Origin of the sequence: Sporomusa sphaeroides DSM 2875, assembly GCF_001941975.2 — a bacterium.
Lineage (GTDB): Bacteria > Bacillota > Negativicutes > Sporomusales > Sporomusaceae > Sporomusa > Sporomusa sphaeroides.
In genome coordinates this window covers 3,264,127-3,280,205 of the sequence record NZ_CP146991.1, presented here as the reverse complement: position 1 = coordinate 3,280,205, position 16,079 = coordinate 3,264,127, and the positions used below count along the sequence as shown (strand labels likewise).

16 protein-coding genes are annotated in these 16,079 nt (G+C 48.5%); 15 read left to right on the top strand and 1 reads right to left on the bottom strand.

Annotated features, from left to right (window positions below):
* The first annotated feature begins 43 nt into the window (after positions 1–43).
* From SPSPH_RS15340 to hpf, 5 genes are all read left to right on the top strand, one after another.
* Positions 44–832, top strand: a complete 789-nt coding sequence (locus SPSPH_RS15340; RefSeq protein ID WP_075757360.1) for a basic amino acid ABC transporter substrate-binding protein — start codon at positions 44–46, stop codon at positions 830–832.
* A 206-nt stretch (positions 833–1,038) separates the two neighbouring features.
* Positions 1,039–1,704, top strand: coding sequence for an amino acid ABC transporter permease (locus SPSPH_RS15335; protein WP_075757361.1), 666 nt, complete (start codon positions 1,039–1,041; stop codon positions 1,702–1,704).
* On the top strand, positions 1,691–2,410 hold the full coding sequence (locus SPSPH_RS15330) for an amino acid ABC transporter ATP-binding protein (RefSeq protein ID WP_075757362.1): 720 nt from the start codon (positions 1,691–1,693) through the stop codon (positions 2,408–2,410). Before SPSPH_RS15335 ends, SPSPH_RS15330 begins: the two co-directional genes overlap by 14 nt.
* 83 nt (positions 2,411–2,493) lie before the next feature.
* A complete protein-coding gene (locus SPSPH_RS15325) occupies positions 2,494–2,694 on the top strand; it encodes a cold shock domain-containing protein (RefSeq protein WP_075757363.1) in 201 nt (66 codons plus the stop codon).
* A gap of 207 nt (positions 2,695–2,901) precedes the next feature.
* Entirely contained in the window at positions 2,902–3,441 is a 540-nt protein-coding gene (gene hpf / locus SPSPH_RS15320; protein WP_075757364.1) for a ribosome hibernation-promoting factor, HPF/YfiA family, read from the top strand.
* Between the two features lie 65 nt (positions 3,442–3,506).
* Here the strand turns inward: hpf and SPSPH_RS15315 are convergent, their stop codons facing one another.
* Positions 3,507–3,731 (bottom strand): hypothetical protein, encoded by a 225-nt coding sequence (locus SPSPH_RS15315; protein ID WP_223226254.1) that lies wholly within the window; start codon positions 3,729–3,731, stop codon positions 3,507–3,509.
* A gap of 267 nt (positions 3,732–3,998) precedes the next feature.
* Here SPSPH_RS15315 and SPSPH_RS15310 point away from each other — a divergent pair, with 267 nt between their 5' ends.
* From SPSPH_RS15310 to SPSPH_RS15265, 10 genes are all read left to right on the top strand, one after another.
* Entirely contained in the window at positions 3,999–5,258 is a 1,260-nt protein-coding gene (locus SPSPH_RS15310; protein WP_075757365.1) for a [FeFe] hydrogenase, group A, read from the top strand.
* Between the two features lie 13 nt (positions 5,259–5,271).
* Entirely contained in the window at positions 5,272–5,583 is a 312-nt protein-coding gene (locus SPSPH_RS15305) for an iron hydrogenase small subunit (protein WP_075757366.1), read from the top strand.
* A 12-nt stretch (positions 5,584–5,595) separates the two neighbouring features.
* Entirely contained in the window at positions 5,596–6,294 is a 699-nt protein-coding gene (locus tag SPSPH_RS15300; RefSeq protein ID WP_075757367.1) for a cytochrome b/b6 domain-containing protein, read from the top strand.
* A gap of 236 nt (positions 6,295–6,530) precedes the next feature.
* A complete protein-coding gene (gene secA / locus SPSPH_RS15295) occupies positions 6,531–9,053 on the top strand; it encodes a preprotein translocase subunit SecA (RefSeq protein WP_075757368.1) in 2,523 nt (840 codons plus the stop codon).
* Positions 9,054–9,096: 43 nt separating this feature from the next.
* Positions 9,097–10,198, top strand: a protein-coding gene (gene prfB, locus SPSPH_RS15290) for a peptide chain release factor 2 (protein WP_181382928.1) whose coding sequence is annotated in 2 segments (ribosomal slippage) — positions 9,097–9,168 and positions 9,170–10,198 — 1,101 coding nt in all. Because the reading frame shifts where the segments join, the coding sequence is not laid out codon by codon here.
* 34 nt (positions 10,199–10,232) lie between these two features.
* On the top strand, positions 10,233–10,925 hold the full coding sequence (locus SPSPH_RS15285; RefSeq protein WP_075757369.1) for a DUF2993 domain-containing protein: 693 nt from the start codon (positions 10,233–10,235) through the stop codon (positions 10,923–10,925).
* 63 nt (positions 10,926–10,988) lie between these two features.
* Positions 10,989–13,061: a DUF5693 family protein gene (locus tag SPSPH_RS15280; RefSeq protein WP_075757370.1), complete on the top strand. Its 2,073-nt coding sequence runs from the start codon at positions 10,989–10,991 to the stop codon at positions 13,059–13,061.
* The gene (gene csaB / locus SPSPH_RS15275; RefSeq protein ID WP_075757371.1) at positions 13,054–14,142 is read left to right on the top strand and encodes a polysaccharide pyruvyl transferase CsaB; all 1,089 of its coding nucleotides are present in this window, start codon (positions 13,054–13,056) and stop codon (positions 14,140–14,142) included. The genes SPSPH_RS15280 and csaB overlap by 8 nt, the downstream gene beginning before the upstream one ends.
* A gap of 18 nt (positions 14,143–14,160) precedes the next feature.
* Positions 14,161–15,006 carry a YitT family protein gene (locus SPSPH_RS15270; protein ID WP_075757372.1) on the top strand — a complete coding sequence of 282 codons (846 nt, stop codon included), beginning with the start codon at positions 14,161–14,163 and terminating at the stop codon, positions 15,004–15,006.
* 192 nt (positions 15,007–15,198) lie between these two features.
* The gene (locus tag SPSPH_RS15265) at positions 15,199–16,044 is read left to right on the top strand and encodes a transketolase (protein WP_075757373.1); all 846 of its coding nucleotides are present in this window, start codon (positions 15,199–15,201) and stop codon (positions 16,042–16,044) included.
* The last annotated feature ends 35 nt before the right edge of the window (positions 16,045–16,079 follow it).

Genomic DNA, 16,079 nt, shown 5'->3' with positions numbered 1-16,079 from the left:
CGGACTATTGCGTGAAGTGTACATTATAGAGGGGGTTATTGGTGTGCCGAAAAAAGTTGGTATTTTATCTATTTTCCTTATGTTCCTTCTGGCCGCAGGTCTAACCGGCTGCGGGCAGCAAACGGCAAAACCGGCCGAGACGCCGAAAGCTAAGGTGCTTAAGGTTGGTTCCGAGACTACGTTTGCACCGTTTGAGTTCCAGGATGAAAAGAGCAAAGAATATGTGGGCTTTGATATGGACCTGATCCGTGCTATCGGCAAGGAAATGGGCGTAGAAGTGCAAATTCAGAGCATGGGCTTTGACGGCCTGATTCCGGCGCTCGAGGCCGGCAATATCGATGTTGCGATTTCGGGGATGACGATTACTGCCGAGCGGGCGAAGAAAGTCGATTTTTCCACTCCCTATTACAAGTCTGGTCTGTCCATGGTTGTTAAAGTCGATAATGATACATTAAAGACGTTTAAGGATCTTGAAGGCAAACGCATTGCCGTGCAAATCGGCACTACCGGCGCCATGGAAGCTAAAAAAATTAAAGATGCCACCATCCGTGAGTTTAACAATGCGCCGGAAGCTTTTATGGAGCTGAAGGCAGGCGGTGTAGACGCGGTTGTTAATGATCTGCCTGTTAACGAATATTATATTGCGCAGGCCGGCGGCAAGGATGCCAAGGTTGTAGGCGAACCACTCACTTCCGAGGAATACGGTATTGCCATCTCCAAGAAAAACACCGAGACAACTGAAAAAGTCAACAAAGCTATCGAAGCATTGAAGAAAAATGGCGAATATGAAAGAATATACATGAAATGGTTTGGCAAAAAGCCTCCCCAATAGTTGAAGAAAACATGGCCCCGCTCAACTGCGAACGCAAGCAAAGGCCGATGCTGTCTTAAGGCTTTCCTGACCAACTCCAATGGAATGGCGCGAACTCTCGCGCCATTTTTTGTGTCTAAAATTGTATTGACACCCATGGTATGTCCGCATATAATTGACATGTGATTTTTATGCAACCTTGTTAATTTTTATTAAGGGTGAGAATGTTGGACTTTGATTTTAATTTAATTGTTGACTCGTTTCCCTTGCTCCTCATGGGGGCCGGTGTCACCGTGCAGATTACTGCGCTTAGTGTCGGCTTTGGTCTTTTGATCGGTATGTTTGTCGGTATAGCCAGGCTATCAACCCTATGGCCAGTGAAAATGCTGGCTGCCATATATGTGGATTTTATCCGGGGTACACCACTGCTGGTACAGATTTTTCTCATTTATTTTGCATTGCCCCTGATGGTGGGACAGCGGATTGATCCTTTTATTGCCGCCATTACGGCCTGCAGTGTGAACAGCGGCGCTTATGTTGCCGAAATTTTCCGGTCAGGGATTCAGTCCATTGACAAAGGACAAACAGAAGCCGGACGGTCGCTAGGTATGACCTGGGCCCAAACTATGCGCTACATAATTCTGCCGCAGGCCTTCAAGCGCATTATTCCTCCTTTGGGCAACGAATTTATTGCCATGCTTAAGGATTCTTCGCTGGTGTCGGTAATCGGTTTTGAAGAGCTTACCCGGCGCGGTCAGCTGATTATTGCCCGTACCTATGGCTCATTTGAAATTTGGCTGACTGTCGCTTTTATTTACCTGATTATGACCTTTACCATATCCCGCCTTGTGGATTATCTTGAGCGGAGGTACAAGACTGATGATAAGCATTAAAAATCTTCATAAAAAATTTGGTAATTTGCATGTGCTAAAAGGCGTTAATGCCCATATCAGCGAACAAGAGGTTGTTGTTATTATTGGACCGAGCGGCTCCGGCAAGAGTACGCTGCTCCGGTGCATGAATTATCTGGAACAGCCTACAGAGGGCGAAATCATTGTGGACGGCATTCCCCTCACTAATGAGGCTAATATCAATAAAGTCCGGGAAGAAGTCGGCATGGTTTTTCAGCGCTTCAATCTGTTCCCTCATATGACAGTACTGCAAAATATCGCTTTGGCGCCGGTAAAAGTCCGTAAGCTGACGCAGCCGGAAGCCGACAAGATCGCCCGCGACCTGCTGGAAAAGGTTGGGCTGGAGGACAAAGCCGACGCTTACCCTGATCAGCTCTCCGGCGGCCAGCAGCAACGGGTGGCTATTGCCCGGGCGCTTGCCATGAAGCCGAAAGTCATGTTATTTGATGAGCCTACCTCGGCACTTGACCCGGAAATGATTAAGGAAGTTCTGGATGTTATGAAGACTCTGGCTAATGAAGGCATGACCATGGTGGTGGTTACCCACGAGATGGGTTTTGCCCGCGAAGTGGGCGACAGAGTCATTTTTATGGATGAAGGCCGGATTGTGGAAGAAGGCACGCCTGATGCGGTATTTTTGCATGCTAAAGAAGAGCGGACCCAGGCCTTTTTGTCGAAGATTTTATAAATTGACACTGCTGCCAATATATGTTATACTTCCTCTTGTGGCTGCATAGTGCAGTCGGTAGTTTATCTTAGGAGGAGTTTCACATGATTGGTAAAGTTAAATGGTTTAGCGCAGAAAAAGGTTACGGATTCATTGAAAGAGAAGATGGCGGCGACGTGTTCGTACACTTCTCGGCTATTCAAGATCAAGGTTTCAAAACCCTGAATGAAGGCCAGCAAGTTGAATTTGAAATCGTTGAAGGCGCTCGTGGACCGCAAGCCAGCAACGTATACAAGTGCAACTAAATATAAACATATACCCGGCAATGTAACTACATTGCCGGGTTTTAATTTAGTCTGCCAGAAAGTATACGTTTTCGCCTGGGTATAATTACCAATTTGCACGATTCTGAGTTTGTAGAAAACACAGAAAAAATATTGCAAATTAGGACAGGAATTTTACGTTTTATAGGGAATATTAAATATATAGGATCCAGAAAGGGGATGGGTAGTATGGCAATTACAGTACGAGGAAGAAATATTGAGATTACACCGGCACTAAAAGATCATGTCGCAAAACGCATTGGTAAAATTACCAAGTATTTTGACAGTGCCAATATGGGAGAAATTACTGCAATCCTCACTGTTAACAAGGGTAGGCATATTGTTGAGGTTACCGTACCGATTAATGGCATACTCTTACGCGGCGAAGAAGCTACCACCGACATGTACGCGTCCATTGACTTAGTTATTGATAAGCTGGAACGGCAAATTGAAAAATATAAGACGAAATTGTCCCGTAACCTTAAAAACGGTACTTTCAAGGCAGAACCGGTGCCTGCCGCAGCCTTAGCCAATGATGATGAGGATTCCAATATTATTGTTAAAACCAAGCGCTTTGCCGTCAAACCAATGGCAGTTGATGAAGCGGTTATGCAAATGAATTTGATTAATCACGACTTTTTCGTATTCACCAATGCGGAAACAGAAGAAGTGAATGTTGTATACCGGCGTAAAGATGGCCAATACGGATTGATTGAGCCGGAATTCTAGACCTTAAAACCAAAAAATGAGCCGGGTACGCGTCCGGCTCATTTTTGTGTAAAGTATTATTTTCGTTAACGCGGCTTTCGCAGTTCTGAGCGGCGTTTAATAATCATCTCGGCCAGGGAAGCTGATTCGAGTTCCTGCGTTTTTTGCGCGAACTCCTGTCTGGTAAAGAGCCCTTTATCAATTAATAACTCTATCAGTGCCGCAATTGCCAGTGTATTTTTATAATCAACATCTTTTAGGCTGGCAAGCTGACCGGCTATATCCAGTATCCCAAGCACATCACGACTCACAATGATACCTCCAGGAAAAATCGATACTTTATATAGTATGCACAAGGCGGGACATTTTTAAACCATTCTTTGAATATTTTGTCAATGAGTGAAATAAATAACTTGTTCAGACTATTCCAATATTTATTGACAAGTCCTGCTTTTTACACTACAGTTAAATCGTGGCAATTCTCTAATACCAAATAGGCTTTAAACGTTCCAAATTTCACAATACCGGTTTTGTACAGGAATTTTATATCAATTTTTATGGGGTGAGGAGGTTTTGTCTTGAAAGGTTTTCAATCACAGGAGTTAACCAGCATCATTGAGATTGACCGCAAGACATGCAAAGGCTGTGACTCATGCAAGTCGTTTTGCCCAACAGATGCAATTGAGGGCAAGTATGGAGCCGTTCACAGAGTCAACAGCGAGAAATGTATTTCCTGCGGTCAATGCCTTATCAACTGTCCGTTCGGGGCTCCCAAGGATACGGTTGACGTGGTGGATAAGGTAATTGAAAAACTCAAAAACAAACAGCTGACAGTAGTTGGCACCATTGCACCGGCTGTTAGGGTGGCTATCGGTGAAGAGTTTGGCATGGAGCCGGGCAGCCTGGTAACGGAAAAATTGTATGGCGCGATGAAACAAGCCGGGTTCAAGGTGCTTGATACCAACTTTACTGCCGACCAGACAATCATGGAAGAAGGCATGGAACTGATTGCCAAAATCCGGCACTTTGCTCTGGGTGAACCGTCAGAGCATCATTTAGGGCCATTGCCGCAGTTTACTTCCTGCTGTCCGGCCTGGGTCCGGTATGTAGAGCTTTACTATCCGACACTGCTGCCGAATATGTCTTCCGCCAAGTCGCCGATGATGATGGCCGGCGCGCTGGCTAAGACTTATGGGGCTAAAGAGGTTTGGAAAGTTAATCCGGAAGACATTTATATGGTTGGGATTATGCCCTGTACGGCTAAAAAGTTTGAAGCTTCACGGCCTGAGTTCCACAGTGCGGCCCACTATTGGCAAAGCCAGGGCAAAGCAGGCAGTTATCCCGATATTGATGTGGTGTTAACCACCAGAGATCTGGCCCGCCTGTTTAAAAAGCTGGGGATTGATTTTAACACAGTACCGGAATTTACCGATAAAGATAATCCGTTGGCCCAGTACAGCGGTGCAGGCACTATTTTTGGCAATACCGGCGGGGTAATGGAAGCGGCGTTAAGAACAGCCTACTTTGTTATTACCGGCAAAGAGCTGGATGTGCTGGACTTCAAGCCTGTACGCGGTCTGCAAGGTGTGAAAGAAGCCAGTGTTACGATGAAAGACGCCAAGACAGGCAAAGAGGTTACCCTTAAAGTTGCAGTGGCGCATGGCATTAAGGAAAATGTGAAAGCGCTGTTGGAAGAAACCAAAGCCGGCAAATCACCTTATCACTTTATTGAGATAATGAACTGTCCCGGCGGCTGTGTCAACGGTGGTGGCCAGCCAATCAATCCAATGGGCACCTCATGGCTGGGTAAAGCCAAGGCCGTATTGCCTTGGTCATAAGGAGGGAACAAGAGTGGCGCGTTATGATTATGTAGAAAAGGCCGTCAAAGTAACACGGCGCGAATTTTTAGGAGTAATGGGTGTGGCTGGTGCAGTCTTGTGGACCGGCGCTTATGTGGCCACCGATTTGGTTCAGGACCGCACAAAGTACATTAAGATGCGGGCGCAGGGCATCTACAAAGATGATGCAAAAGCAAAAATCCGTCAAAGCCACAACAACCAGGCGGTAACGGATGTCTACAAAAAATTTGCTCAAAACCCACTGAGTCATTTGGCCGAAGAACTGTTTCATACCAAATATGTAGACAGAACTAAGTTGGTGTAGGAGGGATAATCAATGAGTCATCATGATGAACATGGTCCGCGGGTACTCAAGCACCCTCTTATCTCACGGTTGTTTCACTGGGGCTTGATTTTAGGTTTTTTACCGGCTGCCATTACCGGCTTTGCCATTTGGCTGCAGCCTTTTAGCGAGAATGTACAAAATCTGATCATGCAAATCCATATTATTGGTGCCAGCATTCTTACCATATCTTGTATACTTTACACCATATTTGGATTTGACAGAGTGATTGCTTTTACCCGCCGCATATTTTCCTGGGATGACCGGGATATTGCCTGGATGATGATTGGCGGCGGCTATCCGCAAAAAATGCTGCTCGGGAAAAAGATTCCTGTGCCGCCGATGGGAAAAATGAATTCAGGGCAGAAACAGATGGGAATTATGATGCTGTTCGGCGGTATCATTCTGATTGTTACCGGGTGGGCGCTGTACGCTTTCCTGCCGGTAGCTCCCAAAGCAGCTATGTACTGGTTTGATATGGTGCATTTGGTTATCGGTATCTTCCTTGGATTATGTGTATTTGCTCATATTTTCCTTGGCATCTACAATTGGGGTGAGTTCCTGTGCATGTTTGGCGATGGTACTCAATCCATTGAAGAAGCCAAACATCATAATCCGGTATGGGTAGAAAATGAAATTGAGCCGGTTAAAGGTGGTCAAACCAACCTTCCCGGTCAGCATCAGGCAGGTTAAATCTTCATTTGACCTGAGCAGTTAGGCGAAAAAGTGAAAAGCGAGATTGCTTGCAAAGCAATCTCGCTTTTGCATGTTTTAACCAATCCAGTTTTTGACTTTGAACCGGGTTTCTGTTAAAATCATATATTAGGCACATACTAACCGTAGGACTGTTTATAATTGCGGCCTCTGCGCACTTGTAAGCCGTCTTTTGGGCTTACTGTGTATTCATTGTTTGGCGGGGAGTTGATATTTTGTTTAAATTTTTGAAGAACATATTTGGCGATGATAACGAAAAAGAAATTAAGCGCATGTTAAAGCTGGTGGAAACCATTAACGCGTTTGAACCCGAGCTTCAGAACATGAGTGATACGACGCTGACTGCCAAGACGGCTGAGTTTAAGCGGCGTCTGGACAAAGGGCAGACAGTGGATGACATTTTGCCGGAAGCCTTTGCCGTTGTGCGGGAAGCGTCCCGCCGGGTGCTGGCCATGCGTCATTTTGATGTGCAAATGTTAGGCGGCATTACCCTGCATGAAGGCAAAATTGCCGAAATGCGGACAGGCGAAGGTAAAACCCTGGTGGCCACCCTGCCGGTGTACCTGAATGCTTTAACCGGCAAAGGCGTGCATGTCGTTACTGTCAACGATTATTTGGCTCGCCGTGACAGCGAGTGGATGGGAAAATTGTATCGCTATCTTGGCTTGTCTGTGGGACTTATTGTGCATGGACTTGACTTTGATGAACGTAAATTAGCGTATAGCGCTGATGTTACATACGGAACCAATAATGAATTTGGCTTCGATTATCTGCGGGATAATATGGTGATTTATCCGGAGCAGATGGTACAGCGGCCGCTTAACTATTCTATTGTCGACGAAGTTGACAGTATTTTAGTCGACGAAGCACGGACACCGCTCATTATCTCCGGACCTGGCGAGAAGTCTACCGAGCTTTATTATGTGCTGGCCAAAATTGTGCCAAAACTAAAAGCCGTCGAAGATTATACCATTGACGAAAAGGCCAATACGGTAGCACCTACCGAGGCCGGTGTTGCGAAAGCCGAGAAGCTGTTAAATGTTCAAAATCTCTATGACAGCGAAAATATGGAGATGTCCCATCACTTTAACCAGGCGCTCCGGGCGCATGCCTTGATGAAGCGGGATAAGGATTATGTGGTTAAAGACGGCGAAGTGGTTATTGTCGACGAATTTACCGGCCGTTTAATGTTTGGCCGGCGCTACTCCGAAGGTTTGCATCAGGCCATTGAGGCGAAGGAAGGCGTTAAAATTGAGCGTGAAAGCCAGACACTGGCCACCATTACCTTCCAGAACTATTTCCGGATGTACAAAAAATTAGCCGGCATGACCGGCACGGCCAAGACCGAGGAACCGGAATTCCGTAAAATCTATAATCTTGACGTTATTGTTATTCCTCCGAACAAGGATATGCAGCGGCAGGATTTGTCGGATGTAATTTATAAAACCAAACGGGCAAAATATAAGGCAGTTGTGACTGAGATTGTGGAACGGCATAAAAATGGCCAGCCTATTCTTGTCGGTACGACCTCGATTGCCCAGTCGGAAGAATTGTCGGCCATGCTTAAGAAGCAAGGCGTGCCCCATAATGTGCTGAATGCCAAGTATCACGAAATGGAAGCCCAGATTGTGGCGCAAGCCGGTCAGGCGGGCGCGGTCACCATTGCCACCAACATGGCCGGTCGCGGTACCGACATTGTATTGGGAACAGGTGTGGCTGAACGGGGCGGTCTTCATATTATCGGCACCGAACGCCACGAAAGCCGCCGGATTGACAACCAGCTGCGCGGCCGTGCCGGACGTCAGGGCGATCCGGGTTCCACCCGTTTTTATTTGTCCTTGGAAGATGATCTTATGCGCTTGTTCGGTTCTGACAACATTGCCGGTATCATGGATAAGCTGGGCATGGAAGAAGACGAACCAATTGAACATGCGCTTATTACCCGTTCCATTGAACAGGCGCAGAAGAAAGTGGAAGCCCGCAACTTTGACATCCGGAAATATGTTCTGGAATATGATAATGTCATGAACCAGCAGCGGGAAGTTATCTATAGCCAGCGCCGGAAAATTCTCACAGGCGAGAATCTCAAAGAAAATATCTACAATATGATTGAGAAAATCATTGACCAGGGCATGGATGTATATGCCAATGAAAAGATCTATCCGGAAGAATGGGATTATGCCGGCCTGATTGAGTTCTGCGAGGGTTATTTTGCACCCGCAGGCGAGCTTACAGAGGCTGTGCTTGATAAAATGAGCCGGGATGAACTCAGGGAAGAGCTTATGCGGGTGGCCGATGCCGCTTATAGTGGCCGGGAAGCCCTGTTTGGCGCCGAAAATATGCGCGAACTCGAAAAGGTGGTTATGCTCAAAACGCTTGACGCCAAATGGATGGAGCATCTTGATGCCATGGATATGCTGCGTCAGGGGATTGGCCTGAGAGCCTACGGGCAAAAAGATCCGCTGATTGAGTACAAAATTGAAGGCTATGACATGTTCCAGCAAATGATGGAGTATATCCAGGAGGATATTGTCCGTTATATGTTCAGAGTCAATATTATTTCCCAGGCGCAGCCGGAGGATCATCTGCGCGGCGCTCAGGCAATGCGTGGCGGTGAAGAAGGCGAAGAACAGACTCAGCCGCTGGAGCCGATTGTAAATAAGGATGTAACCGGCCGCAATGAATTGTGCCCCTGTGGCAGCGGCAAGAAATATAAGCGTTGCTGCGGCGCTAACTAAGGCTGGCAGTCCAAACCTGAGTTTGTAATGGGGAGTTGAAAAAATGCTGTTGGAAGATTTACGCGGGGCTATTGAGACCCTGGCCCACAGGCTTGATGAAATGAGGGCTTCTCTTTGACGTTGCCGGTAAAACGGAACAGATTGAGGAACTGGAAGATAAAATGAGTGACCCGGCCTTCTGGGATAATCCGGACGAGGCGCAGAAAATTGCCCAGGAGGTCACCCGGTTAAAAGACAGTATCGGCCAGTACCGGGACATGGCTGACCGCCACAGCGATATGGCTGTTTTATGGCAACTGGGCATGGAAGAAAATGATGAAAGTGTTTATCCTGAGGTAGCGGCAGCACTTACCGCTCTTGAACGGGATATGGAACACCTGGAACTTACGCTGATGCTGTCAGGCGAATATGACGCGAATAACGCCATCCTGACCTTGCATGCCGGTGCCGGTGGTACCGAAGCCCAGGACTGGGCGCAAATGCTGCTCAGGATGTATGTCCGCTGGGCGGAAAAAAATAATTACAAACTGGAAACCATGGACTTTTTGGCCGGAGATGAGGCTGGTGTGAAAAGCGTTACCATTATGGTGGCCGGTACTAACGCGTACGGTTACTTGAAATCCGAAAAAGGCGTCCACCGCCTTGTCCGGATTTCACCCTTTGACACCAGCGGTCGCCGCCATACCTCGTTTGCCGCTGTCGATGTCATGCCGGAAATTGATGATTCGGTGCAAATTGATATTAACCCGGCTGATCTTAGAGTAGATACCTTCCGCGCCGGCGGTGCCGGCGGCCAGCACATTAATAAAACCGATTCGGCTGTCCGCATGACTCACCTGCCGACAGGCGTTGTGGTGCAATGCCAAAGCGAACGGTCCCAGATTCAAAACCGCGAGCAGTGCATGCGCTTGCTGCGGGCCAGGCTGTTTGAGCTTGAACGGCAAAAGCAAGCAGACAAGAAGGCGGAACTGGGCGGCGAATATCAGGCAATCGAATGGGGCAGCCAGATCAGGTCTTATGTTTTTCATCCCTATAATCTGGTTAAAGATCATCGGACAGCCGCGGAGACAGGCAATGTTCAGGCTGTCATGGACGGAGAGATTGAATTGTTTATTGAAGCTTACCTGAAAAGCGGTACACGGTAAGCTTATTCGGTAGTTTGCTTAAGGGGGATTCCCTATGAATCGTTTTACCAGAATCATCCTGTTTCTCGTAATGGTGATAGCTGCCGTGCAAATGATCTTACCCAAGGTTGTGTCAGATGCGGTGGCCCAGGGACTGCGTGAAATGACCGGCAGCAAGCAGGTGACGGCTAAGGTTGATAAAAGTCCGGCCCTCTTAATGCTTGGTGGTAAGTTTGACAGGGTAACGGCAGAGGTCAGCGATGTAAAAACCGAAAAAATCACCTTTCGCACAATGCATATCAATCTCACCGATGTTGATGTTGATATTAAAACCTTGCTAACCGGCCGCAAACTGGTGCTGGAAAAGCTTGGCGACGCTGCGATTACGGCAACGCTTACCCAGGAAGAACTGGCCGCTTTTCTCAACAGCTCGGTAAAAGGGGTTAAAAACGCGGTTGTATCCATACACTCCGGCAAGGTTGAGGTCAGCAGCTCTTTGACGTTAGGCGGGTTTGCCCGTGTTGATGTCAAGTTTGAGGGACGGATTGCCGGTGACCGCGAGCAACAGCGGATTACCTTTGTTACCGACCGGTTTTTGTTAAACAACACCCCGGTAGGCAATATTGGCGGCTCGCTGCTGACCGAGGTGCCGCTGGTTGACCTCAAGAAACTTCCGTTTGGTGTGAATGTGCGTGAGGTTGTCATGGAAGATGGCCAGGTTATTATTTATACCGATAACCGGGAATAGTAATAGTATACAGTAGATAACATTTGAAACCGTACTTGACAGTTTCAAAAAGGTGGAGAGATTTTGTCAACCTTTCAATATAATAAATGGCTGATTGCCTTGATCATCCTGGGCTTATTGGCTTCGCTTACAATTAACTGGCAGCGTCATACTGTTGAACAAGCCAATGCTACTGTTGAAATGGTCATGGAATATGAAGATATTATGGAATTGGCGCAGATGGAAGGCGCTGAGCCGGCCGGACTGTTTCAGCAGTTTAAAGCAGCAGGCATTACTTCTTTGGCTGTCTATGAGACCACTCTGGAAAAGCTTAATAAAAGCGGCAAGCTTACTGCACTGCCTGGGGCGGATATTCTCCACCAGGACCGCACCGGCATGCTGACAGATCCTTTTTGGCGCAGCTTAATTGCCGGTGGCAGGGTATTGGCTGAGGATGTATATATTGTCGGTCAGGATAAACAGGTTTTTGCGGAAGTCATGAGTGATTTAGAGCGGCGGTTAGGCCCGGACAGGGTGACGCTGCTGGCCGAGGGCGACCGCCCGGTACTGGCGGTAAAAGCCAACTTTGAAAAAGTGGTAAAATGGAATCTGGGATTGCCGTCTGACGAGCTTAGGGCTGTTGATAACCTGGGCTTCTACATAGTGGCCCGTCCAACCAACTATACTAAAGTAACGGCAGACGATGTCAATGCGGTATTTCAACGCCTGGCAAGCGCTAAAAACCTTTCGGCCATTATGTTTTCCGGGGATGAGATACTGGGTTATCCGGATCTGCTGCCACTGACTGTCAGTTATTTTAAAGAGCGCCAAATAACCCTGGCCATGATTGAGCACCCGCTGCAATTGCAGTTTTTAAAACAGGAAGGTCTGACTCAGGTGGCGACAGCTATTAACTATCAAGCTGCCCGGGTGTATGCCATTCCGAAAGATGAACAGCCTAAACTTAAAATGCGTGATGCCATTCAGCGTTGGGCGGTTACGGATCAGGAACGCAATATTCGTATCAATCTTATGCGCAAGTATGACAAGCCTGAGCCTGGAAAAACGCTGGTGGAGACTAACCTGCAGTATATTGCCGATACGAAAGCGGCATTACTGGCCGAGGGCTTTGTTATGGGGAAGGCGGCTATTTATCAGCCGTACTTTGCTGCGCCCTGGCTTTTAGCTTTAATTGTGCTGGGGGCCACTGCCGCCGGTGTATTGTTTTTGTCACAGGTGTATCCGTTTGCCGCCCGGTGGCAGTATCTGCTTACAGGGCTCATCGCTATCCTGTTAATCTTCCCGGTGCTTAAAGGCGGCGGGACTTTGAGCCGTCAAATGGCTGCCCTGGCCAGTGCCATTATTTTTCCCGTCCTGGCTATGACCTGGCAGCTTGACCGCTGGCGCAAACAGGAGGCGGCCGGCCAATTTGCCGGTTCTGTAGGCATTGGGCGCATTATTACCGCCGGTATCGGCGCGCTGATTGCCACCACCTGTTTATCGTTAATCGGCGGACTGTATGTCGGTGCCGTTCTTAGTGATGTGCGCTTTTTCCTGGAGATGGAAATCTATCGTGGCGTAAAATTAACCTTTGTTGCGCCGCTGATTTTAGTGACTGTCATATACTTAACCCGTTACAATGTATTTGATAAAGTTCAGACAGTCAATGCCCGGGGCTTGTGGCGTCAGCTAACCGGGATTATGGAACACCCGGTCACCATCAAAATCCTCTGCCTGTTCGGCGCAGCCGCCGTGGTGGCCTGGATATTTATCGGGCGTTCCGGACATACCGCCGGTGTGCCTGTACCAGCTATCGAACTCAAGCTAAGGGCACTGTTGGAGCAGGCCATGTACGCCAGACCCCGCAGCAAGGAATTTTTAATTGGTCATCCGGCCTTTTTGCTGGCGGCAATGGCTATATACCAGCAATGGCCGCGGCTGGCTCAGTTCCTCCTGATTGTGGCGGCTACACTGGCCCAGGGTTCACTGGTTGAGACCTTTGCACACCTTAGAACTCCGGTGTTGATGTCAACCATCCGCGGACTTGACGGTTTGCTGCTGGGGGCCGTGATTGGCGCGGCGGCGGTGGTTGGCGTATATGTGATCCAACTCATAGCGGCCCGGTTGGTGGGAAGGAGTCCGTCAGCCCATGAGTGATATCGTTGTTTCAGGCTATTATGGTTTTGGCAATGCCGGTGATGAAGCTATGCTGGCGGCCATGATTGAGGCTTTGACCGACATTGAACCCAATGTTCAGATTACGGTTATTTCCGGAAATCCTGATGATACTAAACGGCGGCACGGTGTTTGTGCCGTCTATCGCCTCAATTATCCGGAGATTGTTAAAGCGCTGGCCAAAAGCCGGCTCTTGATTAGTGGCGGCGGCAGTTTGCTGCAGGACGTGACCAGTGATCGCAGTCTCTACTATTATCTGAGCATTATGATGCTGGCCAAAAAGCTGAACAAACCGGTTATGCTTTATGCGCAAGGCATTGGGCCGGTGCAGGGAACGCTGGCTCAGAGTGCCATGCGGTATATCGGCAATATGGTGGATTTGATTACCGTCCGTGATGACGGATCTTATGAAGAGCTCAAGCGGCTGAAGGTAACGGTACCGCCCATTTATGTAACAGCCGATCCGGTGCTGGCCATGCATCCGGTGGACAGGCAGATTGGCCGCAGTATTTTGCGCAAACACGGTCAGGAAGGGGTGGCGCCGCTTATCGGCATTTCGGTGCGGGAGTGGAAGGAATGGGGGCATTTTAAGCAGGTATTGTCCCACGCTGCCGACCGGATGATTGAGGAATTGGGCGTCCGGGTTGTATTTATTCCCATGCAGTGTCCTGATGACCTGGGTGTTTCACAAAAAATAGCCGGCCGGATGAAAAATAAAGCCGAAGTGCTGCCAGGTGAATATACTACCAGTGAGTTATTATCACTTGTCGGCAACTTGGATCTGCTAATCGGTATCAGGCTGCACGCCCTTATCTTTGCCGCGGTTATGCATGTGCCGATGGCCGGTATATCCTATGACCCCAAAATTGACCGTTTTTTGGAAACCATTGGTGAACGGCATGTTGGTACCTTAAAAACAGTTACTACCGACAGCCTGATGGCACGAATACTGCAATTGTGGGATGAACGCAAACATCCTAATAAGCAGCGGGAAGAACGGATTACTATGTTAAGAAATAAAGCTTTTCAGAATGCCGAACTGGCGCTAAGCCTGATGAAATAATGCAAGCAGGAGGTAGCCATGGTAAAATGGAAGTGGCTGCGGGGCTATCTGGGAATCGTGCTGGGTACGGTGATTACCGCCCTGGCACTGAATATGTTTCTCATTCCTAACAAAGTCGCGGCAGGCGGCACAAGCGGCCTGGCTACAGTACTTCATCATACTTTTGGACTGCCGGTGGGTTTGACCATGCTGGCCATGGATATTCCCATGTTTTTGCTCAGTATTAAATTATTAGGTGCCCGTTTTGGTGTGAATACGCTGCTGGGAGCGGGCGTTCTGGCGCTCACCATTGATCTGACGGCAGCGTATGTGCCGCTGTTAACCCGGGACTTATTGCTTAATTCCTTGTACGGCGGCGTTCTTTCCGGTATTGGCATGGGGATTGTGTTTAAGTTCAAAGGAACCACTGCCGGTACGGATTTAGCGGCCGCGATTATTAATAAATTAACAGGCATTAGCGTGGGGAAGGCACTTCTGTCTGTCGACCTGTTCGTTATTGCTCTGGCCGGAGTGGTATTCGGCAGCGCGGAATTAGCCCTGTATGGCATTATTTCTTTATTTATCACCACGCAGATTATCGACCTGGTGCAGGAAGGCCCCAGTGCCGCCAAAGCCTTTTTCATCATGTCCCGCTCCTCGAAAGAAGTGGCAGATGCCATTATGGACGAGCTTGGACGGGGTGTAACCCTGTTAGCCGGACGCGGCGGCTATACACAGGCTGACGGCGAAATTGTTTTCTGTGTGGTCAGCACCAGGGAGGTTTCACAAATAAAAGAACTGGTGTACCGTATTGACCGCCAGGCGTTTGTTATTGTTGCCGATGCGCATGAGGTTTTGGGCGAAGGCTTCCAGTCCCCGCGCTGAAACTGGCAATAAACGCCCATCTACTTCGTTTCTCCTGCGGGCGTTCCCTCCGACGTACTTCCCAGTACGACTGCGGTCACGTCCTCGTCGCGCCTCGCATATGGACATTTCTTGCCAGTTTCAGGTCTTGTGGCTATGAAGTTATATAGTGCATACCCGTTTAAGCTAGATAGATTACAGGAGGTTGAAAGAATGACACAGAAACTTACCCCTAAGCAGCTTGCAGAATTGGCTGTTCGGGCCACATCCATCAGACGCAATATTGTAAGCATGGTTACCGAAGCTAAATCCGGTCATCCCGGCGGTTCACTGTCGGCGGCGGATATGCTGGCGGTACTTTATTTTGCCGAAATGAAGGTAGACCCTGCCAATCCTACGGATGCCGGCCGTGACCGCTTTGTGCTGTCAAAAGGTCATGGCGCTCCGGTATTGTATGCTACCCTTGCGGAGAAAGGCTATCTGCCGGCGGCAGAATTGCTTACCCTGCGCAAAATTGACAGCCGCCTGCAGGGACATCCGGAAATGAAACACATTCCCGGTATTGATATGTCGACAGGTTCTTTGGGACAGGGCTTAAGCGCCGCCAATGGCATGGCGCTGGCCGGCAAACTGGATGCCAGGGACTATCGTGTATATGCCCTGCTGGGAGATGGCGAGCTGGAGGAAGGACAGATTTGGGAAGCCGCCATGTTTGCTGCTCACTACAAGTTGGACAACCTTACGGCCTTTGTTGATTTTAACGGCTTGCAGATCGACGGCCCGGTTGCCGAGGTTATGTCGCCGCTGCCTATTCCGGAGAAGTGGCAGGCTTTCGGCTGGCATGTACTGATTATTGACGGCCATGACTATAATGCCATTTATGACGCCATTCAAACGGCTAAGACCGTAAAGGGCAAGCCAACCATGATTGTGGCCAAGACCATTAAAGGCAAGGGTGTTTGCCAGATGGAAAATGTCGCCGACTGGCATGGCAAGGCTCCCAGCCGCGAGGAATGTACCAAGTTTTTGGCAGAGCTGGAAGACTTGAAAGATAAATAAAAGTTACCAATACATATCATCATTGTTTGCAACTT